The 24,697-nt window shown below is 46.2% G+C and carries 22 protein-coding genes, 5 tRNA genes and 3 rRNA genes; 21 read left to right on the top strand and 9 right to left on the bottom strand.

Annotated features, from left to right (window positions below; all coding sequences use genetic code 11):
- Window positions 1-21 precede the first annotated feature (21 nt).
- The 5 genes from AC4PHM_RS10700 to AC4PHM_RS10680 all read left to right on the top strand — a co-directional run bounded on the left by AC4PHM_RS10700 (window position 22) and on the right by AC4PHM_RS10680 (window position 5,115).
- A complete protein-coding gene (locus tag AC4PHM_RS10700; protein WP_492017782.1) occupies window positions 22-462 on the top strand; it encodes a DUF1893 domain-containing protein in 441 nt (146 codons plus the stop codon).
- 41 nt (window positions 463-503) lie between these two features.
- The gene (locus tag AC4PHM_RS10695; protein ID WP_492017781.1) at window positions 504-959 is read left to right on the top strand and encodes a nucleoside-diphosphate kinase; all 456 of its coding nucleotides are present in this window, start codon (window positions 504-506) and stop codon (window positions 957-959) included.
- Window positions 960-1,031: 72 nt separating this feature from the next.
- On the top strand, window positions 1,032-1,550 hold the full coding sequence (locus AC4PHM_RS10690) for an ECF transporter S component (protein ID WP_492017780.1): 519 nt from the start codon (window positions 1,032-1,034) through the stop codon (window positions 1,548-1,550).
- 6 nt (window positions 1,551-1,556) lie between these two features.
- Window positions 1,557-3,197, top strand: a complete 1,641-nt coding sequence (locus tag AC4PHM_RS10685; RefSeq protein ID WP_492017779.1) for an NAD(P)/FAD-dependent oxidoreductase — start codon at window positions 1,557-1,559, stop codon at window positions 3,195-3,197.
- Between the two features lie 502 nt (window positions 3,198-3,699).
- Window positions 3,700-5,115, top strand: coding sequence for a sodium-dependent transporter (locus AC4PHM_RS10680; protein ID WP_492017778.1), 1,416 nt, complete (start codon window positions 3,700-3,702; stop codon window positions 5,113-5,115).
- A gap of 144 nt (window positions 5,116-5,259) precedes the next feature.
- Here AC4PHM_RS10680 and AC4PHM_RS10675 read toward each other — a convergent pair whose 3' ends face one another.
- On the bottom strand, window positions 5,260-5,691 hold the full coding sequence (locus AC4PHM_RS10675) for an aspartate carbamoyltransferase regulatory subunit (protein WP_492017777.1): 432 nt from the start codon (window positions 5,689-5,691) through the stop codon (window positions 5,260-5,262).
- Window positions 5,678-6,613, bottom strand: a complete 936-nt coding sequence (pyrB, locus tag AC4PHM_RS10670) for an aspartate carbamoyltransferase (RefSeq protein ID WP_492017776.1) — start codon at window positions 6,611-6,613, stop codon at window positions 5,678-5,680. Before pyrB ends, AC4PHM_RS10675 begins: the two co-directional genes overlap by 14 nt.
- Window positions 6,614-7,097: 484 nt before the next feature.
- Here pyrB and AC4PHM_RS10665 point away from each other — a divergent pair, with 484 nt between their 5' ends.
- From AC4PHM_RS10665 to AC4PHM_RS10610, 12 genes are all read left to right on the top strand, one after another.
- The gene (locus AC4PHM_RS10665; protein ID WP_492017775.1) at window positions 7,098-8,366 is read left to right on the top strand and encodes a dihydroorotase; all 1,269 of its coding nucleotides are present in this window, start codon (window positions 7,098-7,100) and stop codon (window positions 8,364-8,366) included.
- A complete protein-coding gene (gene pyrF / locus AC4PHM_RS10660; RefSeq protein ID WP_492017774.1) occupies window positions 8,356-9,285 on the top strand; it encodes an orotidine-5'-phosphate decarboxylase in 930 nt (309 codons plus the stop codon). The genes AC4PHM_RS10665 and pyrF overlap by 11 nt, the downstream gene beginning before the upstream one ends.
- A 3-nt stretch (window positions 9,286-9,288) precedes the next feature.
- Complete coding sequence (locus AC4PHM_RS10655; protein ID WP_492017773.1) at window positions 9,289-10,077, top strand: iron-sulfur cluster-binding protein; 789 nt, start codon at window positions 9,289-9,291, stop codon at window positions 10,075-10,077.
- The gene (locus AC4PHM_RS10650; RefSeq protein ID WP_492017772.1) at window positions 10,064-10,933 is read left to right on the top strand and encodes a dihydroorotate dehydrogenase; all 870 of its coding nucleotides are present in this window, start codon (window positions 10,064-10,066) and stop codon (window positions 10,931-10,933) included. Before AC4PHM_RS10655 ends, AC4PHM_RS10650 begins: the two co-directional genes overlap by 14 nt.
- Window positions 10,934-11,469: 536 nt before the next feature.
- A 16S ribosomal RNA gene (locus AC4PHM_RS10645) occupies window positions 11,470-13,001 on the top strand.
- 182 nt (window positions 13,002-13,183) lie between these two features.
- Window positions 13,184-13,259: transfer RNA gene (locus tag AC4PHM_RS10640), tRNA-Ala, on the top strand.
- Between the two features lie 166 nt (window positions 13,260-13,425).
- Window positions 13,426-16,348 (top strand): 23S ribosomal RNA (locus tag AC4PHM_RS10635).
- Window positions 16,349-16,466: 118 nt separating this feature from the next.
- Window positions 16,467-16,583 (top strand): 5S ribosomal RNA (gene rrf / locus AC4PHM_RS10630).
- The 16S, 23S and 5S rRNA genes sit together here with 5 tRNA genes alongside, the layout of an rRNA operon.
- Before the next feature lie 9 nt (window positions 16,584-16,592).
- A tRNA-Glu gene (locus tag AC4PHM_RS10625) sits at window positions 16,593-16,667 on the top strand.
- A gap of 6 nt (window positions 16,668-16,673) precedes the next feature.
- Window positions 16,674-16,749, top strand: a tRNA-Val gene (locus tag AC4PHM_RS10620).
- Window positions 16,750-16,848: 99 nt separating this feature from the next.
- Window positions 16,849-16,925: transfer RNA gene (locus AC4PHM_RS10615), tRNA-Asp, on the top strand.
- 5 nt (window positions 16,926-16,930) lie between these two features.
- Window positions 16,931-17,006 (top strand) — tRNA-Thr (locus AC4PHM_RS10610).
- Between the two features lie 101 nt (window positions 17,007-17,107).
- Here AC4PHM_RS10610 and AC4PHM_RS10605 read toward each other — a convergent pair.
- From AC4PHM_RS10605 to AC4PHM_RS10580, 6 genes are all read right to left on the bottom strand, one after another.
- A complete protein-coding gene (locus AC4PHM_RS10605; RefSeq protein ID WP_492017771.1) occupies window positions 17,108-18,226 on the bottom strand; it encodes a tyrosine-type recombinase/integrase in 1,119 nt (372 codons plus the stop codon).
- Between the two features lie 42 nt (window positions 18,227-18,268).
- Window positions 18,269-19,228: an Abi family protein gene (locus AC4PHM_RS10600; RefSeq protein ID WP_492017770.1), complete on the bottom strand. Its 960-nt coding sequence runs from the start codon at window positions 19,226-19,228 to the stop codon at window positions 18,269-18,271.
- 131 nt (window positions 19,229-19,359) lie between these two features.
- Window positions 19,360-19,758 carry a hypothetical protein gene (locus AC4PHM_RS10595; RefSeq protein ID WP_492017769.1) on the bottom strand — a complete coding sequence of 133 codons (399 nt, stop codon included), beginning with the start codon at window positions 19,756-19,758 and terminating at the stop codon, window positions 19,360-19,362.
- Window positions 19,759-19,808: 50 nt separating this feature from the next.
- Entirely contained in the window at window positions 19,809-20,687 is an 879-nt protein-coding gene (locus AC4PHM_RS10590) for a BRCT domain-containing protein (protein ID WP_492017768.1), read from the bottom strand.
- Between the two features lie 64 nt (window positions 20,688-20,751).
- Complete coding sequence (locus AC4PHM_RS10585; protein WP_492017767.1) at window positions 20,752-21,453, bottom strand: hypothetical protein; 702 nt, start codon at window positions 21,451-21,453, stop codon at window positions 20,752-20,754.
- A gap of 20 nt (window positions 21,454-21,473) precedes the next feature.
- On the bottom strand, window positions 21,474-22,262 hold the full coding sequence (locus tag AC4PHM_RS10580) for a S24 family peptidase (RefSeq protein ID WP_492017766.1): 789 nt from the start codon (window positions 22,260-22,262) through the stop codon (window positions 21,474-21,476).
- Window positions 22,263-22,397: 135 nt separating this feature from the next.
- On the opposite strand from AC4PHM_RS10580, the gene AC4PHM_RS10575 reads away from it, so the two are divergent.
- Genes AC4PHM_RS10575 through AC4PHM_RS10560 form a run of 4 tightly spaced genes read left to right on the top strand, consistent with a single transcriptional unit; the run spans window position 22,398 to window position 24,432 of the window.
- Entirely contained in the window at window positions 22,398-22,613 is a 216-nt protein-coding gene (locus AC4PHM_RS10575; RefSeq protein WP_492017765.1) for a helix-turn-helix domain-containing protein, read from the top strand.
- Window positions 22,614-22,638: 25 nt separating this feature from the next.
- Window positions 22,639-23,535: a DUF3102 domain-containing protein gene (locus AC4PHM_RS10570; protein WP_492017764.1), complete on the top strand. Its 897-nt coding sequence runs from the start codon at window positions 22,639-22,641 to the stop codon at window positions 23,533-23,535.
- The gene (locus AC4PHM_RS10565; RefSeq protein ID WP_492017763.1) at window positions 23,528-24,097 is read left to right on the top strand and encodes a hypothetical protein; all 570 of its coding nucleotides are present in this window, start codon (window positions 23,528-23,530) and stop codon (window positions 24,095-24,097) included. The genes AC4PHM_RS10570 and AC4PHM_RS10565 overlap by 8 nt, the downstream gene beginning before the upstream one ends.
- Window positions 24,098-24,117: 20 nt before the next feature.
- Entirely contained in the window at window positions 24,118-24,432 is a 315-nt protein-coding gene (locus AC4PHM_RS10560) for a hypothetical protein (RefSeq protein ID WP_492017762.1), read from the top strand.
- On the opposite strand, the gene AC4PHM_RS10555 is transcribed toward AC4PHM_RS10560, so the two are convergent.
- Window positions 24,392-24,631 carry a hypothetical protein gene (locus AC4PHM_RS10555; RefSeq protein WP_492017761.1) on the bottom strand — a complete coding sequence of 80 codons (240 nt, stop codon included), beginning with the start codon at window positions 24,629-24,631 and terminating at the stop codon, window positions 24,392-24,394. The two genes, AC4PHM_RS10560 and AC4PHM_RS10555, sit on opposite strands and share 41 nt — an antisense overlap.
- Window positions 24,632-24,697: the final 66 nt, after the last annotated feature.

Raw genomic sequence — 24,697 nt, 5'->3', positions numbered from 1 at the left:
AGGGTGACAGGAGATTTTAGAATGACATTTGACGAAGGTGTTCAAATATTAAAGGACCAGTCCTTAAGCATGATGATCCTTGCAGAGGGAGACATTGTGCATTCCTCCAGAGAACGGGGTATTAAACCCTTGTACGTGATTTACACCGAGGGGAACCGTTTTGCGAGCGGGGCGGTTCTGATCGACAGAGTTATAGGCCTCGGGGCTGCCAGAATCGCAGCAGAAATGGGCATTGCAAAAGTGTGGGCGCTTGTGATGAGCGAACCGGCTAAAAGGTATCTGAACTCCGTAGGTATTGAGGTGCAGCACGCTGCATTGGTAGACCATATCCAAAACAGGGAAGGCACCGGATTCTGTCCGGTTGAGACCATAGCCTTAAAAACCATGGCTGAAGAATCACGCTGGTTTGAGGCCATGATGGAGGAAATTCGTCATTTTCTGACGCGTATTGGAGCGATCTAAGATCGTGCAGGACGTCATTCATTAGAGGTGAGGTGTTATTCATGAAAGAATCGACCTTGGTTATTATTAAACCGGACGCAGTCAAGAAACAAAAAATTGGTGCAATATTGTCGCTTTACGAAGCCCACGGTTTGGTTCTCGAGGAAGCCTATATGTGTGTACCTGAGCTGGAACTGGTAGAAAAGCACTATAAAGCGCATAAAGACAAGAACTTTTATGCCGCTCTTGTGCGATTCATGACTTCTGACAGAGTATTTGTCATGAAGCTGACCGGAGAAAATGCTGTTGAGGTAGTCAGAGAAATTAATGGTGCTACAGACCCGGCAAAAGCCAGAGTGTGCACAATCCGGTACCTTTATGGAGACAGCGTCCAGCTCAATGCAGTCCATGGATCTTCGAGCCTTGAAGAAGCCAGAGAAGAACTGACACTCTGGTTTGGAAAAGAAGAGGCAGAAGAAGAACAAGAAGAACAAGAAGAACAAGAGGAAGTGGAATAGAGAACGGATGCTGAATATTTAATTGATTTATGAAATAATAACCCCAAAAAATAGTAATTGGAGGACTTAACTATGAACGAAACGAAATCCTTGATCCGCGGAGCGCTGATCGTAGCGTTGGGACTTCTTGTACCAACTGTTTTTCATCTCACATCCGTCAGCGGATCGATTTTTCTGCCAATGCATTTACCTATCCTCGTAGGTGCAGCTTTCGTCAATCCTTGGATCGCCTTAATCGCGGGTGCGCTCACACCACTGACGAGTTCCATTGCCACCGGTATGCCGCCACTCTTCCCAATCGCTTTTCTCATGTCCTTTGAACTCGCTGCATATGGCTGGACTATGTCCTGGCTGATCAACAAGCGACGAATGAATGTATATGCAGCACTTGTCGCCTCTATGCTGGTTGGGCGCGTTGTACTTGGCCTTGCTGCGGTAGTGACCACATCAGTTTTCGCTGTTCAATTAAATCCGGTGATGTACATGAAAGGCGCAATATTGACGGGCCTTCCGGGCATGGCGCTGCAGCTCTTGGTGGTGCCGGTTCTCATTAAGGCATTATCTTCATCGCTTCAACTCAGAAGAGGATAATACAGCATGCTGCGCATTCATCAGATCAAAATGGAAATTGAGCATAGTGACAGGGAGATTGAACTTCAATTGAGAAAAAAGCTAGGAATAGGGGCGACGGAGCCCCTTTCCTGGCGTATAGCCCGGGAATCCCTCGATTTGAGAAAAGGTCAGCCTGCAAGGGTGGTTTACAGTATAGATCTATCCGCCGGTGACCGCGAACCCAAGCTGCTCAAGAAACTCGGGAAAGATGCCGAGCTTTTAGAGGCAATAAACCAGGCGCACTTAAACGAGCCTGGATCAAAGGGAAATGTCCTTCAATTTCCACCGGTTATAATTGGTTTTGGACCTGCCGGAATGTTTGCGGCAGAACTTCTCAGCCGCCATGGTTTTAATCCGGTCGTCATTGAACGGGGAAGTCGGGTGGAAAAGCGCGTAGAAGACATTGAAACATTTTGGTCATCTGGTGTCCTTAATCCGGAATCCAATGTTCAATTCGGAGAAGGCGGCGCGGGCACCTTTTCGGACGGAAAACTGACTTCGCGAAGCAAGGATCCAAGAGGTCAGCAGGTGTTGGACCTTCTTGCGGAACTCGGTGCACCTGAAGACATACGTTACAGGCAAAAACCCCACATTGGCACGGACGTCCTCAGGCATGTGGCAAAAGCCATGCGACTCAGAATCGAAGCACAGGGCGGCAAATTCTTGTTTGATACAAAAGTCTGTTCGATAAAACGTTTGCCTGATGGACTTTTTGAGTTGGAATTATCAAATGGCATGACAATGAAGTCGGACGTGGTCGTCCTTGCCGTTGGGCACAGCGCCAGAGACACTTTTGAAATGCTCCATGAACAGGGTGTCGAGCTTCGTCAGAAACCGTTTGCCGTAGGCGTCCGCATTGAGCACCGGCAGTCTGACATCGACCTGCAGCAATACGGGGAGCATCTTGGGGCTTTAAAGAAGCGCTACGGCGCGTCGGAGTACAAACTGACAGCTGCGACCTCCAGCGGACGTGGTGTTTATACGTTTTGCATGTGTCCGGGCGGAGAGGTCGTCGCAGCATCGTCAGAGCCTGGGGGCGTAGTCACCAATGGCATGAGCAGACGGGCGAGGGATATGGAAAATGCCAACAGCGCTTTGCTGGTATCAGTGACACCGGAGGATTTTAACTCGAATCACTTGCTCTCTGGAATCGAATTTCAGCGCGCCTTGGAAGCAGCAGCGTATGAACTTGGAGGCAGAACTTATTGCGCACCGTATATGACAGTGGGTGAATTTTTGGGACACCGGCCTTTTAACGCCTCAGACGAAACCGGAAAGATTAAGCCGACTTATCGACCCCATCCGGTCAAAGCGGACTTCAGAACAGCCATGCCGCCGTTCTTGCTTGAAGCGCTTCAGGAAGGCTTGATTCAGATGGGTCAAAAAATGAAAGCTTTTGCCGATGGTGACGGCATTCTCACCGCATTTGAAACCCGCAGTTCGTCCCCTATACGTATATTGCGAAATGAAGCAACGCTTGAATCCATTTCACACCCAGGTCTATATCCATGTGGTGAAGGCGCGGGATACGCAGGCGGGATTACCTCCTCTGCAATTGACGGGATTCGCGTAGCAGAGCAACTATTGACGCGCAGTCGGCCTGAGCTGCTGGTTTCGTATGATTGAAACAAATTTTGAAAAAATGTATAAAGCACACTTTGGAATCCGCTGAAAAAAGCCACTTTATTGTTTAGCAGACAGAATATTGGCAATATAATTGAAATGATAAGGCTAGTATGCTAAAATAATTGTGAATATTAAAAAAATTCAACAAATCAGTGAGGGTCCTTCATTTGCAAGCCTTCCTGAACGTTATGACCTAAATTGAAAAGCAGAAAATCTATCTTGTAGACCAATACTAAACATGTTATGATTATAAACACTATGTTACAGTTTCGTAATACTCAGTACTTTTGATGGGTTGACTCTGTATCGCTGTTTTCAAGTCATTAATGCGTATAAATCATCGCTCGGACGTTGTTTGTACGCATTTAATATTTGGGGGATTTTTCCCCAACTTGTCCTTTTGGCTCTCCATGATGTTTCACCGCATAAATCTTCCATAACTATGCGGTTGGATCATAGATGCATCATAATTTTATTTTCATTCAAAAAGGAGGCGTAGTTAGTGGATCAAACAGGACAAAAGAGAGAAAACTGGGGTTCGCGGATTGGCTTTTTAATGGCTGCCGCAGGCTCCGCAATCGGTCTCGGAAATATTTGGCGTTTTCCGTATCTTACCGGTATGAATGGTGGCAGTGCATTTATTTTAATTTATCTTTTCTTCGTCTTCGTCATTTGCCTCAGCGTCATGCTTGCAGAATTCGCTATTGGTAGAAATACGGGCAAAGCTGCAGTTGGCGCCTACAAGTCTACAAGCAGAAATTGGACGTTTGCCGGGGTTATCGGCGTTCTCAGCGGATTTTTGATAATGGGCTTCTATCCGGTCGTTGGCGGCTGGGCGTTAGCTTACATTTTCAAATCAGTTACAGGCCTGCTGACAACTCCGGAAGCCATTGGAGATACGTTCGGCGCATTTATCACCAGTACCACTGAACCTTTGTTATGGATGATAATCTTCATAGTGTTGAACGTCTTGATCGTCGCTCGTGGTGTTACGAAAGGAATTGAAGCTGCAGGCAAAATCCTTCTTCCGATGCTGTTCTTCATTCTGATCTTAATTGCGATTCGCGGCCTAACACTTGAAGGCGCAAGCAAGGGACTTGAATTCCTGTTCAAGCCTGATTTCTCAAAAGTCACTGGACAGACATTCCTGGCAGCCCTTGGTCAGGCGTTCTTCTCGCTTTCACTTGGCATGGGCTGTATGATTACCTACGGAAGTTACTTGAACAAGTCAGAGAATCTGCCGCAAAATGCTGCCATCGTTACCGCAATGGATACTTCAGCGGCACTACTAGCTGGCTTGGCTATGTTCCCGGCTATGTTCGCTTTTGGCTTTGAGCCGACTGCGGGACCGGGTCTCGTCTTTGTCGTTGTACCGTCCATCTTTGCCCAACTCGGCGCTTTAGGACCAGTTCTCTCCGCCTTCTTCTTCGTAGCGCTGGTCGTCGCCGCACTTACCTCATCAGTATCGCTTCTGGAAGTCGTCGTTGCTTATCTGATGGATGAAAGACACTGGCCTCGAAAGAAAGCAGTTTACATTTCATCTGCAATTATGACCGCTATGTGCGTTTTGGCATCATTGTCACTCGGTTCAATGTCAGGCGTTACCTTCTTAGGTGTTGGCGCGTTTGATTTCTTTGACATATTGACAGATAAAATCTTCCTCGCAATTGGCGGTATGTTCCTCGCGATCTTCACCGGTTGGTTCGTGGATAAGGAAGTTCTCAGACAAGAACTTACTAATGGCGGGACAGTTAGCTTCGCGTTGTTTGAAGTTTGGCACAATCTGATCAAGTATGTCATTCCAGTTGTTATCGCGGTGATCGCTGTATCTGGTATCTTGTCCATTTCTCAAAAGGGGCTCATGATTTTTGGTTTGGCTATGATCGCAGTTCTGGCGCTCTTCTCCAAAAAACTGTAGAAAATTGTGTAACAAAGCAAACAACCTTTCCAGTGCCGGAAAGGTTGTTTTTATGTGAGTCTGAAGCAGAAAGCAAAAGAGCAGAAAACGGCATTTGCCGTCTCCCGCTCATTTGCTGAAAAACTGTTTATTATCATGTCTTTCTTACAAACGATACTTGGTGATTTCCTCGCAGTAACTGCAAATATACTCTGCCGAACCATTCATCTCATAGAGCGTGAACTTTGGAACTGCATAGGCATCCGAATTCGTGATGCAGCGCGGATTGATGCAGTTGAAGAGGCCAGTAACTTCTTCAGGGATGTTGGCTTTTCGCTTATCCGTAATCTTTGAATCTCTCACAATGTTAACGGTGATGTTATGGTCGATCAGGCCTAAAATATCCAGATCAATATCAAAGACATCCGCGATCTTGATGATGTCCTTTTTGCCGAGGGCTTTGCTGTCTACATTCATAAGCAGTACAACCGGTGTGTCAATATGCTCGGCGAGGAGCTTGTTGAATATCTTAAGTCCGTTGCCCGCTTTTATGTGATCAATGACGATGCCGTTTTGTATGCCTTTAACCTCTAGCATAAGGACCCACCTCCAGCAATTTGCAGATTAGTGCCATTCTGACGTAAACGCCCATTTTCGACTGCTCAAAATAGGCGGCTCTCGGATCCGCGTCCACTTCTATGGCAATTTCATTGACTCTTGGAAGTGGGTGCAAAATGATTAAATCTTCCTTTGCAGTCCTTATTTTGTCACGGTTAAGAATATAAGTATTTTTCAATCTGACGTAGTCTTCTTCATTGAAGAAACGCTCTTTTTGAATTCGTGTCATGTAGAGCATGTCCAGCTCTTCGACTACGTCTTCGAGATAGCGCACCTCGATCAGCTTGACACCTTGTTTCTCCAGTTGGCGCTTGAGGGAGACGGGCAGTGTCAGTTCATCTGGCGAGATCAGGTAGAATTCCTTATTGCCAAATCTAGCCAATGTTCTGATAAGGCTGTGCACGGTTCTGCCAAACTTAAGGTCACCGCAGAATCCGATCTTCATGTTATCCAGCCGACCCTTGAATCGCTTAATGGTAATAAGGTCTGTCAAGGTTTGGGTAGGATGTTGGTGCCCTCCGTCGCCGCCGTTTATGACGGGAATGGTGGCAAACTGTGTCGCCAGTTTAGGTGCACCCTCTTTTGGGTGGCGCATAACGATCAAATCAGAATAATCATTGACGACCTTGATGGTATCCGCGAGGGATTCTCCCTTGGCTGTGGAACTGGTATTTGCATCGCTGAAGCCAAGAACCTGGCCGCCGAGGCGCATCATGGCGGAATCAAAGCTCAGCTTGGTGCGGGTGCTCGGCTCAAAGAAGAGTGAAGCCATTATCTTTCCATCACAGACTTTTCTGTATTGTGATGGGTTCTCATAAATCGAGAGTCCGGTGTCGACGAGTTGCATCAATTCTTCAAGTGTAAAATCTTCAGGTTCGATCAGGTGTCGGACTTGTGACATTAGAGCGCCTCCTTTTGGTCAGGTGTTGGACAGTGGACAAAATAAAAGACCTTTTTCCCAGAGGAAAAAGGCCACAATGGCATCATACTTTGGTGCGTGTGCACCTGAAGCGACGTTGCGCCTTCCCAATCTCTCGGACTGAGTTAAAGGCTGTATTTAATTCGCCTAATACTATCATAATTTTATTTGTAGTGTCAAACGTTTTGAGTAAGATTAGACAATGTAATTCCATACAGAGAAAAACATAAATATTTAACGCTCCATAAGAATCAGATTGACATCTATGTCACCATATGATAATTTGTATAGAGCCATAAATTAATCGGAATAAAACCAGAGCCATGTAAACATTAAAAATAAAGCACCTTTAACCAGGTACGAGATGCCTGTAAGGTCGAACTGACGAGAATGATCCGGCGCGGATGCCGGAATCCTTCCCCTTGCAGACAACTGCAAGGGGTTTTTTGATTTAGGAGGTAAGAGGATGAAACGTTTGATCGTGAATGCGACTTATTTGAAAGGCGCTAATCTGGATTGGGACAAGGGGCCGCTTTTGATTGAGGATGGCGTGCTGAAGACCATCGGCATAAATGAATGCGAAAAGCTGATGACTGAAGCGGATGAAGTGGTTGATGCGAACGGGTGGATTGGAATTCCCGCTTTTGCGGACCTGCATGTGCATTTCAGAGAACCGGGTTTTGAAGTGAAAGAAACGCTGGAAACCGGCTTAAGGGCAGCTGCCAAAGGCGGGTTCTCATTGGTCGCTGCTATGCCGAACACGAAACCACCTCTGGATTCCTGCGAACGGATTGAGGCGCTGATGGCGAAAGCAAAAGGACTTTCGCAGGTAGAGTTCCTGCAGTTTTCGGCAGTGACTCTGGGACAGAAAGGCGATACGGTTGTCGATGTGGAGGGGATGGCCGCCAGGAACATCAAGCTCTTCTCCGAGGACGGACGTGAAGTTCAGTCGCCTGAACGGTTTAAAGAAGCACTACTCAGGGTAGAACAGGTGGGAGGGCTGGTAGTCACCCACTGCGAGGACCACGATCTGACTGCTCAATATAAAGATGGCCCATACCCACCGGAAGGCGAGTGGAATATGGTAAAACGCGATATCCAACTGGCAGCAGAGACAAATACAAGGCTGCACCTGGCGCATCTCAGCACCAGGGAGAGTATAGAACTCGTTAGAAGTGCAAAAGCGGAGGGGGTTAAGGTGACTTCTGAAGTCGCGCCGCATCACTTGCTGCTCGACTCAGACCGGGTCAGTTTTTCAACGGCTTTTTATAAGGTTAATCCGCCGTTGCGGGGCGCCCGTCACATAGCAGCCCTGATCGAAGGCATTAAAGATGGCACAGTGGATATGATTGCGTCTGATCACGCACCCCATGAAATAGAGAGTAAGCACTGCCCGTATGGGGAGGGAAGTTATGGTTTCAGCAGTCTGGAATATTCTTTTTCGGCAGCGCACACTGCCCTGAGGGCCAACGGTATCAGCCTCAGAACGCTGGTGAAACTGATGAGCTTTGCGCCTAGGACTCTGATTGGCAGAGAGGAAAACATAATTGAAAATCAGAGATCTGCAGATCTTGTCTTTGTCAATTTGGATGAGAAACTAACCATACAAGAGGGAGACCTTGTCTCAAAAGGTAAAAACTGCCCTTACATTGGATATGAATTGACTGGCGTGGTGAAGTGCCTGATTCTGGGAGATCAAATACTATACAGGAGTGGTGAAACAAATGTCGGCTGATCGATTAATAAAAAAGATTTTGGAAAAGAAGAGTGTGCTTTGTGTAGGACTCGACCCGGTTATTGATAAATTACCCGAGGTTCTGAAACAGGAAATAGAAAAGCAGGGGAAGACCCTTGAGGCTGCGGCGGTAGCGGTTTATAAATTCAACACAGTCGTACTGGATGCGGTCGCGCCGTATACTGCTGTAGTCAAACCGCAAGTCGCTTTTTACGAGGCGCTTGGGGTGCCGGGGCTCGAGGCGTATAGAAAGACCATTGAGTACGCAAAGAAGCTTGATCTTTATGTGATTGCGGACATAAAGCGCGGCGATATTGGAACAACATCAGAGGCATATGCCCAAGCGCATTTAGGATACACGGATATTCTTGGCGAGAAGAGACGTGCGTTCGAATCAGACGCCGTTACGATCAATCCCTATCTCGGCGATGACTCTAACCATGCCTTCAGCCAGTGGGCGGTTAAAGAAGAGGGGATGACGTTCCTCCTGGTCAAGACCTCAAACAAGACCTCAAGCCAGTTGCAGAACCAAAAGGTTGGAGAGCGCTATGTATTTGATGTGGTGGGAGACATGCTGAAGGGCAGTCCCTATGCGGTCAAGGGTGAGTATGGATATACTCCGCTCGGCGCAGTAGTTGGGGCCACCCATCCCGAAGAACTCCATCAGCTCAGGTTATCGCTGGAGGGCAGCTTTTTCCTGATTCCTGGATACGGCGCGCAAGGCGGCAGTGCGGACGATGCTACGCAAGGCTTTGATGAACGCGGCCTGGGTGCGGTTGTCAATTCCTCAAGAGGCGTCATCTATGCCTTTAATGAAGAGGCCGACTATTGCACTCAAATAGCGGACGCTGCACAAAAATCCAGAGACGATTTGAACGCAGCTCTGGAGCGGGCCGGCAAGGCCTATTGGGAGGCATAGTGCATGAAGTCCATTCGCGATCTGAAACTAATTTCAACAACTGAAATTGCCAGCGGCATTTTTGCGCTTGTACTTGAACGCCATCCGGATTTTGGGGATCTCAAACCGGGTCAGTTTTTCAATTTAGCTTTGAAGTCGAGAGAACTGCCACTTCTAAAACGTCCTATCAGCTTGTCCACTTGGGATGACCAAACCATGACTTTTGTAATTAGAAGAGTAGGAAAAGGCACGGAACTCCTTTGTTCTGCCAAGTCAGGTGAGTGGGTCTCTGCGGTAGGCCCTCTCGGCAACGGTTTTGATTTGGAAGCGCTCCCATCGGCAGCTACTCTCCTGGGCGGGGGCATTGGCACTGCGCCGTTATTGGCACTTGCAGAGGCCTTGTCTGCTGCAGGCAGTAAAGTGAACGTTTACCTTGGATATCTGAATGAGCCCTATCTCATTGAGGCTTTCAAAGCAGTGGCCGATGGTCTTTTCGTCGCCACCATGGAACCCGTAGACGGTCTATATCACGGCAACGTCGTCGAGTACTGGATGAACCAGGAATCTGGCGATACGCAGCGCCATGTCTACAGCTGCGGCCCTGACGCGATGCTGCACATGGTTCAACTCTCGCTGAAGTCGAGGGGACAGAAGGGACATCTCCTCACGGAAGAGCGCATGGCATGCGGCATAGGCGCTTGTTTGACCTGCGCAAAACCCATTGAGCAGGACGGCGAAGTCCACATGCTGAGAACCTGTATCGAAGGTCCCGTATTCAAAGCCGAGGAGGTCGTATTCAATGCAAATGAATAATGTCGATTTAAACGGCCTGATCCTCAAAAACCCCGTCACGGTGGCATCTGGCACTTTTGGATTCGGCAGAGAGTTCGCCGACTTTTACAATTTGGGGCTGCTCGGCGCAATTTCGGTGAAAGGACTTACCCTCAAGCCGAGAGAAGGCAATCCCGTACCGCGGCTGGCTGAAACCCCGATGGGCATGATCAACAGCGTCGGCCTGCAAAACCCGGGTGTTGAAGCGTTTATTCGCGACGAGATCCCGTTCCTGCGAAAATTTGACACGAAAATAATTGCGAATATCAATGGCAATACTTTGGAAGAGTATGTAGAGATGGCGAAAATACTTGATCAGGAAGATGTCGACTCCATAGAGGTTAATATTTCCTGCCCAAATGTCAAGAGTGGTGGCATGGCTTTTGGCACGGATCCACTCATGGCTTCAAAAGTAACAGCGGCAGTGCGAAACGTCACCACGAAGCATATGATTGTCAAGCTAAGCCCGAATGTGACTGACATTCGGACCATCGCTAAAGCTGCGGAGGTTTCTGGTGCGAACTGTCTGTCCATGATTAATACCATCACCGGCATGGCTTTTGATCTGAAGACGCGCCGTCCGATTATTGCCAACCGGATTGGGGGACTGTCAGGTCCCGCAGTTAAACCGGTCGGCGTGCGTATGGTTTATGAAGCGGCTTCCGTCGTGAGTATCCCAATTATTGGTATGGGCGGGATCGTGACCGCAGAGGATGCCTTCGAATATATGCTGGCTGGAGCGGCAGCTGTCGCTGTTGGTACAGGGAATCTCGTGAATCCAATGTGCGCGCCGGAGGTTCTCGAAGGATTAAAGAAATATTTGCCGATGGACATTTAACTCCAGCCCTGCTTCCCAGTTACGTTCGTTTAACCCTCTGCTGAAACTTTCGGTGTTTTGGCAGAGGGTATTTTAGTTCTGAACCATTCCTTCTCGGAAAGATCCTGAAAAATCACAGCTGATTTTTGAGTATCACTATCGCCTTTAAGGAAGGAAAAAAGGTGGGAAAAAAGATTCGTTTTTTTTGAAAAACCTAGTTGACGAACGCTTATTGAGATGCTAAACTGATCAAGTCGCTGAACGTTGAACGTTTATCGCAACGCTTCAAAAAAACTTGGTAAATAGACGGATCTGAAAAGATCCAAAAGAATTTAAAAAAACTCTTGACGACTTGAAACCACAGTGTTAAACTGTAACAGTCCCTTGAGATGCCGGGTTGAAAAACTTCATTAAAAGCGACACATTCGATCCTTGAAAACTAAACAGTGTACAACCCAAAATTCTGAAATAAAAAGTCGGTTCTGCTTGGAACCGGCAAAGTGATTTCTGATTATGGAAATAACGGAAGTCAGTGTTACAACTGCAGTTTAAGGATTATGATTAAGAGTTTGATCCTGGCTCAGGATGAACGCTGGCGGCGTGCCTAACACATGCAAGTCGAGCGCGATTAGTTGGACTGGAGGCTTCGGCCAAAGGGAAGACTATGAAAGCGGCGGACGGGTGAGTAACGCGTGAGCAACCTGCCCTGTACAGGGGGATAGCCACTGGAAACGGTGATTAATACCCCATAACCCCAAAGGACCGCATGGTCCAATGGGCAAAGCCACAAGCGGTACAGGATGGGCTCGCGTCTGATTAGCTAGTTGGTGAGGTAACGGCTCACCAAGGCGACGATCAGTAGCCGACCTGAGAGGGTGAACGGCCACACTGGAACTGAGACACGGTCCAGACTCCTACGGGAGGCAGCAGTGGGGAATATTGCACAATGGGCGCAAGCCTGATGCAGCAACGCCGCGTGAGTGAAGAAGGCCTTCGGGTCGTAAAACTCTGTCCTAAGGGAAGAAGAAGTGACGGTACCTTAGGAGGAAGCCCCGGCTAACTACGTGCCAGCAGCCGCGGTAATACGTAGGGGGCAAGCGTTATCCGGAATCACTGGGCGTAAAGGGTGCGTAGGCGGCTGATCAAGCCAGGGGTGAAAGGCAATAGCTTAACTATTGTAAGCCTTTGGAACTGGTCAGCTTGAGTGCAGGAGAGGAAAGCGGAATTCCTAGTGTAGCGGTGAAATGCGTAGATATTAGGAGGAACACCCGTGGCGAAGGCGGCTTTCTGGACTGTAACTGACGCTGAGGCACGAAAGCGTGGGGAGCAAACAGGATTAGATACCCTGGTAGTCCACGCTGTAAACGATGAATACTAGGTGTCGGGGGTCAAAGCCCGGTGCCGCAGCTAACGCATTAAGTATTCCGCCTGGGGAGTACGGTCGCAAGACTGAAACTCAAAGGAATTGACGGGGACCCGCACAAGCAGCGGAGCATGTGGTTTAATTCGAAGCAACGCGAAGAACCTTACCAGGTCTTGACATCCCTCTGAATGGCGCTTAGCAGCGCAGGTCTTTCGGGACAGAGGAGACAGGTGGTGCATGGTTGTCGTCAGCTCGTGTCGTGAGATGTTGGGTTAAGTCCCGCAACGAGCGCAACCCTTGCCTTTAGTTGCCAGCACATTATGGTGGGCACTCTAGAGGGACTGCCGGTGACAAACCGGAGGAAGGTGGGGATGACGTCAAATCATCATGCCCCTTATGATCTGGGCTACACACGTGCTACAATGGCCGGTACAACGAGAAGCGAAACCGCGAGGTGAAGCAAATCTTTTAAAGCCGGTCCCAGTTCGGATTGCAGGCTGAAACTCGCCTGCATGAAGTTGGAGTTGCTAGTAATCGCGGATCAGCATGCCGTGGTGAATGCGTTCCCGGGTCTTGTACACACCGCCCGTCACACCATGGAAGTTGGGGGGACCCGAAGCCAGTGATCCAACCGTAAGGAGGAAGCTGTCGAAGGTAAAACCAATGACTGGGGTGAAGTCGTAACAAGGTAGCCGTATCGGAAGGTGCGGCTGGATCACCTCCTTTCTAAGGAGAAAATTGGGGTACACTGTTTAGTTTTGAGGGATTGATGAAAATCAATTTCTTAAAAACATCATATTGAGTTGTTGGCGTAAGGTTACATTGGTAACTTTGCATCATCAACAGACAAAAGTTCGCGCTGAGAGCGCCGTAAGGCCACGATCGAAGCGATAACTTTTGCGATTTGTGGGGGATTAGCTCAGCTGGGAGAGCACCTGCCTTGCACGCAGGGGGTCAAGAGTTCGATCCTCTTATCCTCCACCATTTCCATTTTATAATGGAAACGCCTTCGACGTTAACGAAGTCGCACCTTGTAGCTTGAGGTGTTTTGTTGACTCAGGGGGTAAAATGCTGCTCGCACCTTGAAAACTGCATATGGAAGAAAACGAAGAAATATCGAGGATAAACCCATGACGAGAGATCGTCATATGATCAAGCAATAAAGAGCATAGGGTGGATGCCTTGGCACCAGACGCCGATGAAGGACGTGGTAAGCTGCGAAAAGCTGCGGGGAGTTGCAAGCAAACCTTGATCCGCAGATGTCCGAATGGGGAAACCCATCTGCCGTAGTGGGCAGATATCCGTACATGAATACATAGTGTGCGGAAGGGAGACTCGGGGAACTGAAACATCTAAGTACCCGAAGGAAGAGAAAGAAAGTATCGATTTTCTGAGTAGCGGCGAGCGAAAGGGAAACAGCCCAAACCGAGGCCTACGGGCGTCGGGGTTGCGGACGAGCCATAGAGTAAGAGGTAACCTAGTCAAAGAGTGCTGGAAAGCGCTGCCGTAGAGGGTGATAGCCCCGTAGACGAAAGGTGAAGACTGAAAGAGCTCGATCCAGAGTACCACGGGACACGTGAAATCCTGTGGGAAGCAGGGAGGACCATCTCCCAAGGCTAAATACGATCTGGTGACCGATAGCGCATAGTACCGTGAGGGAAAGGTGAAAAGAACCCCGGGAGGGGAGTGAAATAGAACCTGAAACCCTATGTTTACAAGCAGTGGAAGCGCCTGAAGATGCGCGACCACGTACTTTTTGTAGAACGGGCCAACGAGTTACGTTACGCAGCAAGGTTAAGTGCTTAAGGTACGGAGCCGAAGCGAAAGCGAGTCTGAATAGGGCGAAAGTTGTGTGACGTAGACCCGAAACCGGGTGACCTATCCATGAGCAGAGTGAAGCAAAAGTAAAATTTTGTGGAGGCTCGAACCCATGTCTGTTGAAAAAGGCTGGGATGACTTGTGGATAGCGGAGAAATTCCAATCGAACTCGGAGATAGCTGGTTCTCCCCGAAATAGCTTTAGGGCTAGCCTTAAAGAATGAGACACGGAGGTAGAGCACTGAATGGCCTAGGGGCTTTCACCGGCTACCGAAGCTTATCAAACTCCGAATGCCGTGATCTTAACTTTAGGAGTCAGACCATGTGTGATAAGATTCATGGTCGAAAGGGAAACAGCCCAGACCGTCAGCTAAGGTCCCAAAATGCAGGTTAAGTGGAAAAGGATGTGGAATTGCACAGACAACTAGGATGTTGGCTTAGAAGCAGCCATACATTTAAAGAGTGCGTAATAGCTCACTAGTCGAGTGGTTCTGCGCCGAAAATGTCCGGGGCTAAAACCTGCTACCGAAGCTACGGCTTGATGCTATGCATCAGGGGTAGGGGAGCATTGTGTAAGGGCAGAAGGTATACCGAAAGGCGTGCTGGACATTACACAAGAGAGAATGTTGGCATGAGTAGCGAGAGGCAGGTGAGAATCCTGCCCGCCGAAAATCTAAGGTTTCCTGGGGAAGGTTCGTCCGCCCAGGGTAAGTCAGGACCTAAGCTGAGGACGAAAGTCGTAGGCGATGGACAACAGGTGAAGAGTCCTGTACCGCCAAATAGCGTTTGAGAGATGGAGTGACGCAGGAGGATAGGCAGAGCGCACGGTTGGAAGAGTGCGTCCAAGGGCGAAGTCTGTACGGGGAGGCAAATCCCCCTGTATAAGGATGACGCTTGATGGGGAGTGAAACTAAGTAACGAAGCTGCTGATTTCAGACTGACAAGAAAAGCTTCTATCGAGTTATAAGGCGCCTGTACCGCAATCCGACACAGGTAGATGAGTAGAGAATACTAAGGCGAGCGAGAGAACCATTGTTAAGGAACTCGGCAAAATAACCCCGTAACTTCGGGAGAAGGGGTGCCCCAGACGGTGTCAAAGCCGACTGGGGCCGCAGAAAACAGGCCCAAGCGACTGTTTAACAAAAACACAGGTCTCTGCTAAATCGAAAGATGATGTATAGGGGCTGACGCCTGCCCGGTGCTGGAAGGTTAAGAGGAAGTGTCAGAGCGATCGAAGCACTGAATTGAAGCCCCAGTAAACGGCGGCCGTAACTATAACGGTCCTAAGGTAGCGAAATTCCTTGTCGGGTAAGTTCCGACCCGCACGAAAGGCGTAACGATTTGGGCACTGTCTCAACAATGGACTCGGTGAAATTGTAGTATGGGTAAAGATGCCCATTACCCGCAGCAGGACGGAAAGACCCCGTGGAGCTTTACTGTAGCTTGGCACTGAACATTGGTATTGGATGTACAGGATAGGTGGGAGACTAAGAGGCATGGACGCCAGTCTGTGCGGAGTCGACGTTGGGATACCACCCTTTCAATATCGCTGTTCTAACCCGAAGCCGTGATCCGGCTTGGGGACACTGCCAGGTGGGCAGTTTGACTGGGGCGGTCGCCTCCCAAAATGTAACGGAGGCGCTCAAAGGTTCCCTCAGTGCGGTTGGAAATCGCGCGAAGAGTGCAAAGGCAAAAGGGAGCTTGATTGCGAGACAGACAAGTCGAGCAAGTACGAAAGTAGGACTTAGTGATCCGGCGGTACCGAATGGAAGGGCCGTCGCTCAACGGATAAAAGCTACCCCGGGGATAACAGGCTTATCTCCCCCAAGAGTCCACATCGACGGGGAGGTTTGGCACCTCGATGTCGGCTCGTCTCATCCTGGGGCTGAAGTAGGTCCCAAGGGTTGGGCTGTTCGCCCATTAAAGAGGCACGCGAGCTGGGTTCAGAACGTCGTGAGACAGTTCGGTCCCTATCCGCTGTGGGCGCAGGAAATTTGAGAGGCGCTGTCCTTAGTACGAGAGGACCGGGATGGACGCACCGCTGGTGTATCGGTTGTTCCGCCAGGAGCACGGCCGAGTAGCTATGTGCGGCAGGGATAAGCGCTGAAGGCATCTAAGCGCGAAGCCCCCCTCAAGATGAGATTTCCCATTCGAAAGAAGTAAGACCCCTGATAGACTAACAGGTTGATAGGTCTGAGGTGTAAGAGCGGTAACGCTTTCAGCTGACAGATACTAATAGGTCGAGGGCTTGATCAAGGTTTACAAATCGATATTAGAGTAATCTTCCGTATGCGGTTTTGAAGGTGTGAATCATACTTTCAGACTTGGTTAGATCAGAGCGCAAGGCAAGTTTGCCGCCTCTTGAAGCTAACGATCCGGTGACTATAGAGAAAGGGCCACACCTGTTCCCATCTCGAACACAGAAGTTAAGCCTTTCATCGCTGATGGTACTTGGGGGGCAGCCCCCTGGGAGAGTAAGTCGTCGCCGGATTTCAATCATGGCCCCTTGGTCAAGCGGTCAAGACACCGCCCTTTCACGGCGGTAACAGGGGTTCGATTCCCCTAGGGGTCACCACAATATGGGAGCTTAGCTCAGCTGGTAGAGCACCTGCTTGACGTGCAGGTGGCCACAGGTTCGAGTCCTGTAGCCCCCACCAAGGTAGCTATTTTAGAAAGCGGAATTGATCCGCTTTCTAAAATAGTGAATTCTCTCCGAAGGAGAGAATGTCTACCTTGAATTTATGCAATACTACCATGGCCTGGTAGTTCAGTCGGTTAGAACGCTAGCCTGTCACGCTAGAGGTCGAGGGTTCGAGTCCCTTCCAGGTCGCCATATTTGCCGGTGTAGCTCAATTGGCAGAGCAACTGACTTGTAATCAGTAGGTTGCGGGTTCGAGTCCCATCACCGGCTCCATTTAAAACTCAGTAAAATGAACCGCTTCAGCGATTGAAGCGGTTCATTTTATTTACATATTATAGCAAACTTCTAACGTGCTTCTAACGGACTAAAAAATACTACTCAACCTTCTTAAACAGATCTAGTTCCAGCTTGCTCACGGACTCGGACTGCATGTCCGGAATGACATGGGAATAAGTGTTCAGCGTCGTTGTGATTGAGGCATGGCCAAGGCGTTCCTGGACGATCTTTGGATTGGTACCGGAGACCAGCAGCATAGTCGCGTGCGTGTGTCTCAGGTCGTGAAATCTGACATCTGGAAATCCAAGCTTGATCATTGCATTGTGAAACGCTGAAGAGATATAGTCCGGCTTCACGCGGCGGCCATCTTCCCATCTGACGACATAATTTGAATCAGTTGTGTATTCAGATCCAAAGAAGAGCCGATCTTCTTTCTGTTGCCGCTGGATCTTCTCCAGGTGCCGGACAAGTTCGTTCATGATGACGACAGTCCGGCCTTTTCCTGTTTTAGTCTTGGTGATTACCATCTCGCCTTTTATATCCCTGACGGACTCGCTGACATAGATTCTCGCGCTTTTAGTGTCAACCATATCCCAAGTCAGCGCGCATATTTCTCCTCGTCTGAGGCCTGTTGTGAGCGCTATGAGCACACATGTATATAGTGGTTCTGTCAGTGCCTCAAGAATCTTTGGGACATCATCAATTTTTAAAGTGTTGTCCTTTGGGTCTGCTTTTCTTGGAGGCTTTACTGCATCAGCTGGGTTATAAGGTATGAGTTTCAGGAACACTGCTTGCTTTAGAGCGCCTTTCAGGATCCGGTGGACGTAAAGGACGGTTGTAGGGCTAAGGTCTTTCAAAAGATGTTTGTAGAGCTTCTGGATCGATGCCGGCGCGAGATTACGCAGCTTGATTGATCCGATGTTTGGGATCAGATAATTATTGATGGTCTCGCGATAACTTTTGGCTGTGCTCTTGGCCAGCTTGTCTTCATGAGCGTCGATCCAGTCAGTCAGATACTTTTTTACGGTGATCTTTGGTTCCGAAGCCTGCAAGAATCCATTCTGATATTCAATCAGGACGCCAGGGAGCGCGTCTTCTGCGTCTTTACGTCGATCAAAGCCGGAGATCCATTTCTGATTGCGCTTTTCACCAGGTTCGCGGTCGAGATCCAAGACGATGTAATACTTCTTGCCTTTTTTAACGATGGAGCCACGCATGAGCATTCCTCCGATATTGATATGAACGTTGTAATATGAAATTTATAAATCAATGGTTTTTAGATATTTTATAATTCTATCTTTATAATCTATTGGAATTCCAGTAAAAGAACAATAAATATTATCCATTCCAGAATCATCATCTAAAAACGAATTTAATTCAGCTAAAAAGTTTTGTATAAGGTATTTGTTATTCAAGAGGATGACTATAGATAAAATGTAACTCCATACATCATTTGATGGCCTGTTGTGTTCACTAGAATGAATCAATGATTTGTCAAAAAGTTTGTATGCGCAGGTATTCAGAAAAGATTTGCGGTAAGACATGAAATCAAGATTATGTGCAATTTTGTTTCTAAATCGTCGAACTTGCCTAAGCGAAGTTAAGATTATGTCTACTTTTTCATCATATGGCAGATTGCTTGAATCAAATATTTTAAAATAATCGATCAGCTCACTTTTGCAACTTGGTTTTAGGTTGTTAAATAAATCAGTAATATCGGAAAATGTGACATTTCTAAATAGTATCCATGGTGGGGTATGATCTTTTGTAGTTCTGTAATGTTTTGTTGGGTTATCCTCACATTTCAACCATAGATCATTCAACTTTGAGATTAGAGTCTTTAATTTGACTCGTTCGTTCGAATGTCTAGATTTATGATAGTTTTGAATTTTTAAATACTCATGATGTATTTCTGAATAGTTTTTAGCGATTACATATGAAAATATCGTTTTAAATGAGTTTTCCACATAAGTTGAATACTTCATTAAAACACCCTGTACATTTTTGTTGTATGTATGCGTTTGAAATAGTTGTTCAATTGTGATACCAGGAGAATATTTACCATCAATCATATAGATTGCTTTATAGCCATTAACTAGATCGTAATATGAGATAGAAGACAACGCTTCCGTAGCAAATGAATTATCATTAATGACTAGATCGTAATCATTTTTCAACTTATCGATTTGTTCATCAAAAGTAAGAAAAGGTTTGTCCATACGCTGGCTCCTAATATTAATATTCATAAAACCAAAAAACCCCGTTGCAATAATGCAACAGGGATTTTTCAGAGCTGTCCATTTAAGTATCAGCCAGTTATCTTAGTTACATTATAACTTTCAATATTCACTTAGTCAATGGTGTGTTCTAATATTTCAACTGGGTCTCCCACTCGTATAATATTATCATCAGGAGGCCTTTTGTTTGTTTTACTTTTAGATTCGATATTTAATGGCTTTACATTTTTTGTAGTTGTTTCAAATTTTGATAGCGGATTAATTAATACGTTTTGTTTCTTTACCTCAATATCTTTACATACTGAAAATTTTTCGTAAACAGTATCAATTGTTAATACAGCCTTTATCGCATAAAATGAACCTAAATTTTCACCTGTAATCGGATTTATAACATCAGGTCCTTTTGCAATAATTCGCGCACGTTCGCCAACAACTGCACCATCGTTGTACCCATAATTAATAATTATTGAATAATCATCAATTATTTCTATCACACTAATAGAATCGTCCATTTCACAATCTCCTTTTCAATTTGTAATTACATTTCTCGTCAAAATTTTATTCAAATATCATTCAACGCATCCCAGAAGTCCAGCTCGTTCACGATCTGAATCTTATGACCTTCCTTTCTAAGATCGATAGCATCCTGGATCTTACGTCCATAGCAGGAGAACTTCCAGTAAGGGCTGCCGTCATTTCCAACGACCAGGTAGTCAACCTTCTTAGAGATCGCTTTTGAAAACTTACAGTTCAGTGATTCAATGATGTTCTTGAAGCCTTCACGGTTCGTCTTTGCTGATTCGCCGGTGAAGCAAAAGGACTTATCTTCAAAGATAATATCAGGTCCAATTGCGCAGATACCTTCAATCCTGATCTCAGATTTTAGCTCGTTGATCTGCTCTTCCGTAAGATTAGTGACGTTCTCATTAGAAAAGTCGATAAAGAAGCGCATTAAAGTTTTGCGCTCAGTCTCATCAATGACGCCATCTTTGAGAATAGAGGACATCATGGCCTGCAGCTCGTCATATGGATATAGCCCAGTAAGCTCGTCATGATCCTGCAGCCAAGTGTTTATGTTCCGGATCTCGTCATCACCGAGCACGCCGTCGATCAGCGCACCTTCCATGACGCCATGCAGTGCCTGGATACCTGTAGAGACGCAGTCATAACTCAATGGCATGTTCTTAGCCAGCCATAGGATGTCCTGCCGCTCTTCATCTGTAATGACGCCATCCTTTAAGGCGTTCGAGATCATATACGTCATATCACAAATCTGAGGCACTTCAGCGAACCAGGCATTTTCAGTGAGCCACTGATCCATGGCGCGAATTTCATCATCTTCTATCTTGCCATCAGCCGTTACGCCTTCCAGTATGCCAAGGAAGTTATTGATTGCTTTCTCGGCCATCACTTTAGAGTGGATGAAGTCCAGTTTGTTCATGATGTCATGTCTCCTTTCGGTTCAAGAAGAGAGTATATTTTGTATGGTATAAAATTTGAATGTACTAATTAGCCTTTATAGGAGTTGTTTTATTAGCCAATAATTTTTCGGTTTGAATTTCTTTTGAAAATTCCTTAATTCTAGTTCTTACACCAATGAATAATCCAATAGAATATGATAAGTATGATCCTAAAAATCCTATTGTAATGTATGATGAAAACCGATTGAATTTACCAAAAAATTCAAATGCACCAGTAAAGCCAAAAGGCTCCGGAAACGTTACTGCGAATGTTATAATAACAACATACATGAAACATAAAAACAAAAATGGAGTTGTATATTTTGAAAAATTTGATGAGGAGAATTCGTCATATTTTATGTAGAACTTATGCATTTCAGAATAACCATTCTCTGACATTAATTGCAAAGAAGAATGATCATCATCAATATCAAATTCAACTTTGTGTTCTTTAAATAATGATTTAAGAAATTTATCATTCAAATTTCTGAGTATCTTCTGAAGAAAATTAATCAATAGTACTGGAAGAAAATTTATCATTATTAGAGTGAATAACATTTCGATGTTGATGATTAAAGATAGAACTATCAGTTTTGGTAGTGAATTATCAATAAACAACTGATGATCATGAAAAATAATAAAAGTCAAAGCTGGATATATAGCTGATAAGCAAACCAAAAATATTGAATTGCGCTTTGAACTTTCATATTCTTTAAAAACATTATAGAAAAATTCAAATGTAGACAATATCCTATCCTCCTTGAATTTTACTTTTTAGCCGCTTTGATCATCATATGCATCGCGCTGATAAATCCGTTAAGTGATGAAGCATCAAGTCCATATTCTGTCGCTGTTTCAATGACTGTATTCCATTTTGAATCGTGCTCTTCTTTGACCAATGAAAGCTCCTGGTATCTACTGATACCGGGGGCTTTTTTTATTATCTGATGTACGACGCCGACGATGGTCCAGCCTTCAGATAGCGGGATGTCCGGGTAATCTGGATTAGCGGCTCTAAGGCATGGGGTGCCGTTATTTGCTATGTAAAATTTGAGGGTGGCTGACCAGTCGCCATCAGCTTTACCAGCAGCTACGATGTCGCCGTGATGAGGTTCGCGGCTGTGGATCACCAGGGCGGTGTCGCCATCGTGGATACCGGCCCAGCTCATGGAGTCGCCAACGACGCGCAGCGCAAAGTCAGCCTGGCATTCTTCTTCGAGATCCAGGTAGCCTTCGTAATCATCGGAGACGGGGATGGTTTTGCCAGCGCGGATCGTGCCGAGGATGGGTATGTTGGTGATTTTAATTTCTTCTTCAGGATGGTGTTCTTTTTCATAATGTTTGTCTTCATCGTGCCAACCCATAAGCCATCCTGGAGTTGTAGATAATGCGTCAGCGAACATTTTGATTTTTGATTGTGACAAATCAACTTTTCCAGCTTCGATTTTTGCAATCGATGTTCTATCTTTATAACCTACTTTGAATGCTAAGTCCTCTTGTGACATACCCAGCTCCATGCGTCTTAATTTAATATTCAAATAGAGATCGAGCATCATTACACCACCTTTATGAGTTAAATATTACCACCAACGTGAAAATAAATCAACGAATTTGAAAAATGATGTTGACACAGGTTCACGGTTGATGTTATTATTTGGGTGTGAATTAAATTCAACAGAAAGGAGCTTATCATGACAAACACAGTTAGACTCAAAGAAACTATCATTCAGCGAGGCGTGAGTATTACATTCATTGCAAATACTATTGGTATTACTCGTGAAGGACTGTATAACAAGCTGAATGGTGAGACAGAATTTAAAGGCTCTGAGATCGCGAAGATTAGTAAAATTTTAAGACTCACCAGCAAGGAAAGAGATGATATTTTTTTTAGCGATAACGTGAATTAAATTCACTGGAAAAAGGATGATGCTAATGAACGAACTAGATATCAATAAAATAACCAAGTTAACATCAGAAATTCTTGTCTACAAGCAGCAAACAGCTCAGAACATTATTGAAATTGGAAAACGGTTGATTGAAGCCAAAGAATTACTTTCACATGGCGAATGGTTGCCTTGGCTTGAAAATGAAGTTGAATTTACAGAAAGAACAGCTCAAAGATTTATGAAAGCTTCGAAGGAATTTTCAAATACGACATCGATGTCGTATTTGGGCACAACTAAGATATTCGCCCTTCTAGATCTCCCAGAAGACCAGCGCCAAGACTTCATCGAATCCAATCCGGTTGATGACATGACCACCAGAGAATTAAAGGCAGCCATCGCAGATAAAAAGCGTCTTGAAAAAGAGCTTGAAGATCTGAAGAACAAAGAGCCTGAGATCATTGAGAAGGTTGTTGAAAAACAGACTACACCAGTGGACTACTTCTCATCCAAGCGACGCCTGGCCGAAATGGAAGCCAAGGCGAAAGAACTCGAAGAACAGATCAAGCAAGTCGAAGAGCAAAAAAATCTTTACGAACGCAAAGCAAATCTTTACGAGTCGGATGCCACTAAGTACGAAGTGATCAAACGCGATATTGAAAGCCTCACAAAAGAACGTGACTCTGTCAGGGGTGAGTTCCTGATGATGAAAGAAGTCGCCGGACTGTCGAGCAAGATCGAAAGATTCATTGCTCTGGAGCTTGCCCCAATCAAATTCGCGCCATACATGAGCTTGGTCAAGAAAGAACCGGTGGTGATGAAGAATGTTGCTGAGACCATCGGCGCGGTTCAGAGGTGGGTGGATGAGATGAATGAGATGCTTCCGGATTATGATGTCGTGATGAACATTATGGAGAGTGATTATGAGGTGATTCATGATGAGTAACGAACTAGCAACCATAAACCTCAACAGCCTGACGGTCGAGCAACTGAGCGCGCTCAATATGCAGATCGTGGCAAAGATCGTCCAGGAGGCGAACGCAAACGCTGCGGAAGCACTTCAGCTGTCGAGGGCGAATCAGATCGAGCTGGAGCAGGCGAAGCTGGAGCAGAAGAAGCAGCTGGAACTGGAGATCGCCAGGCACCGGGTCACGGAGAGTAAGTTTGGGTTTGTGGCGCTGACGGATCTGGGGCTGAAGTATCAGGTTTCGATTGGGCCGAAGGTGCTTGGGAAATTGCTTAGGGTCGTTGGGATCTGCCAGGCGAAGTCGAAGCAGTCTGTACCATACCGGGTGATGATTGACGAGGGCTTTGCGGAGACGGATGACCGGTACGACGGCTATGGCAGGACGAATTACAAATACAATCCGGACAAATGCATTAAGAAGATCGACCGCTGGCTGACGGATCATGGCCACCTGGATGAATTTTATTCGGCGACGAATGAGAAGGAGCGGGCGGAGTTTATTGGGCGGTTGTTTGTGAACTATGTAGGATCAGATGAATAAAAAATTAGGAGGAACAAACTATGAAAGCAAGCGAAATGATTAGAGCGCTCGAGTGTATGCCTGGCGATGCTGAAATCTATTTCGAATATTGGCTTCCGAGTAGTCCTGGTGAAAACACATTGAAGGTTAAAAAGATTGATGTCGTGCAGTGTATTGTCAATGGCGATAAAAATGGCGTTTTTTCTGAGATCACGATGATGTGCGATGAGGATATGGAAGATGAATTAGTAAGTGTGTCTGCAGCGAGCGAGACTGCGGACTTTGAAAAAATCACTCGTTTTGCTTGTGACTGTGTTAATTCTCATCTGATAAAAGAGCAGAGACAACGTCTGTAGTGTAATAAGTTGCAAAATTTGCTGTTTTGTTAACAGCTACGATCATTAACTCTAACAAAAATTCGGATGTATTAGAATTATCTTTTGCTAAGTGAGTTTTTTCAATTTCTCTAAAGCTTTCTACAACATCATTTTTAAATTTTTCGAAAAGTTCAGCGTGAATATCTTCGCAAATTTTTTCAATCTTTTCTTTATCCATCATCATCACCACCCTTCACCTCAACCATACCATTTTGAAACCATCGGCAAAACTTCGAATACTGTC

The sequence above is a fragment of the Acidaminobacter sp. QWL-03 genome (genome assembly GCF_058683855.1).
The sequence above is the reverse complement of the archived record's forward strand: the minus strand, read 5'-3'. Positions and strand labels throughout refer to the sequence as shown.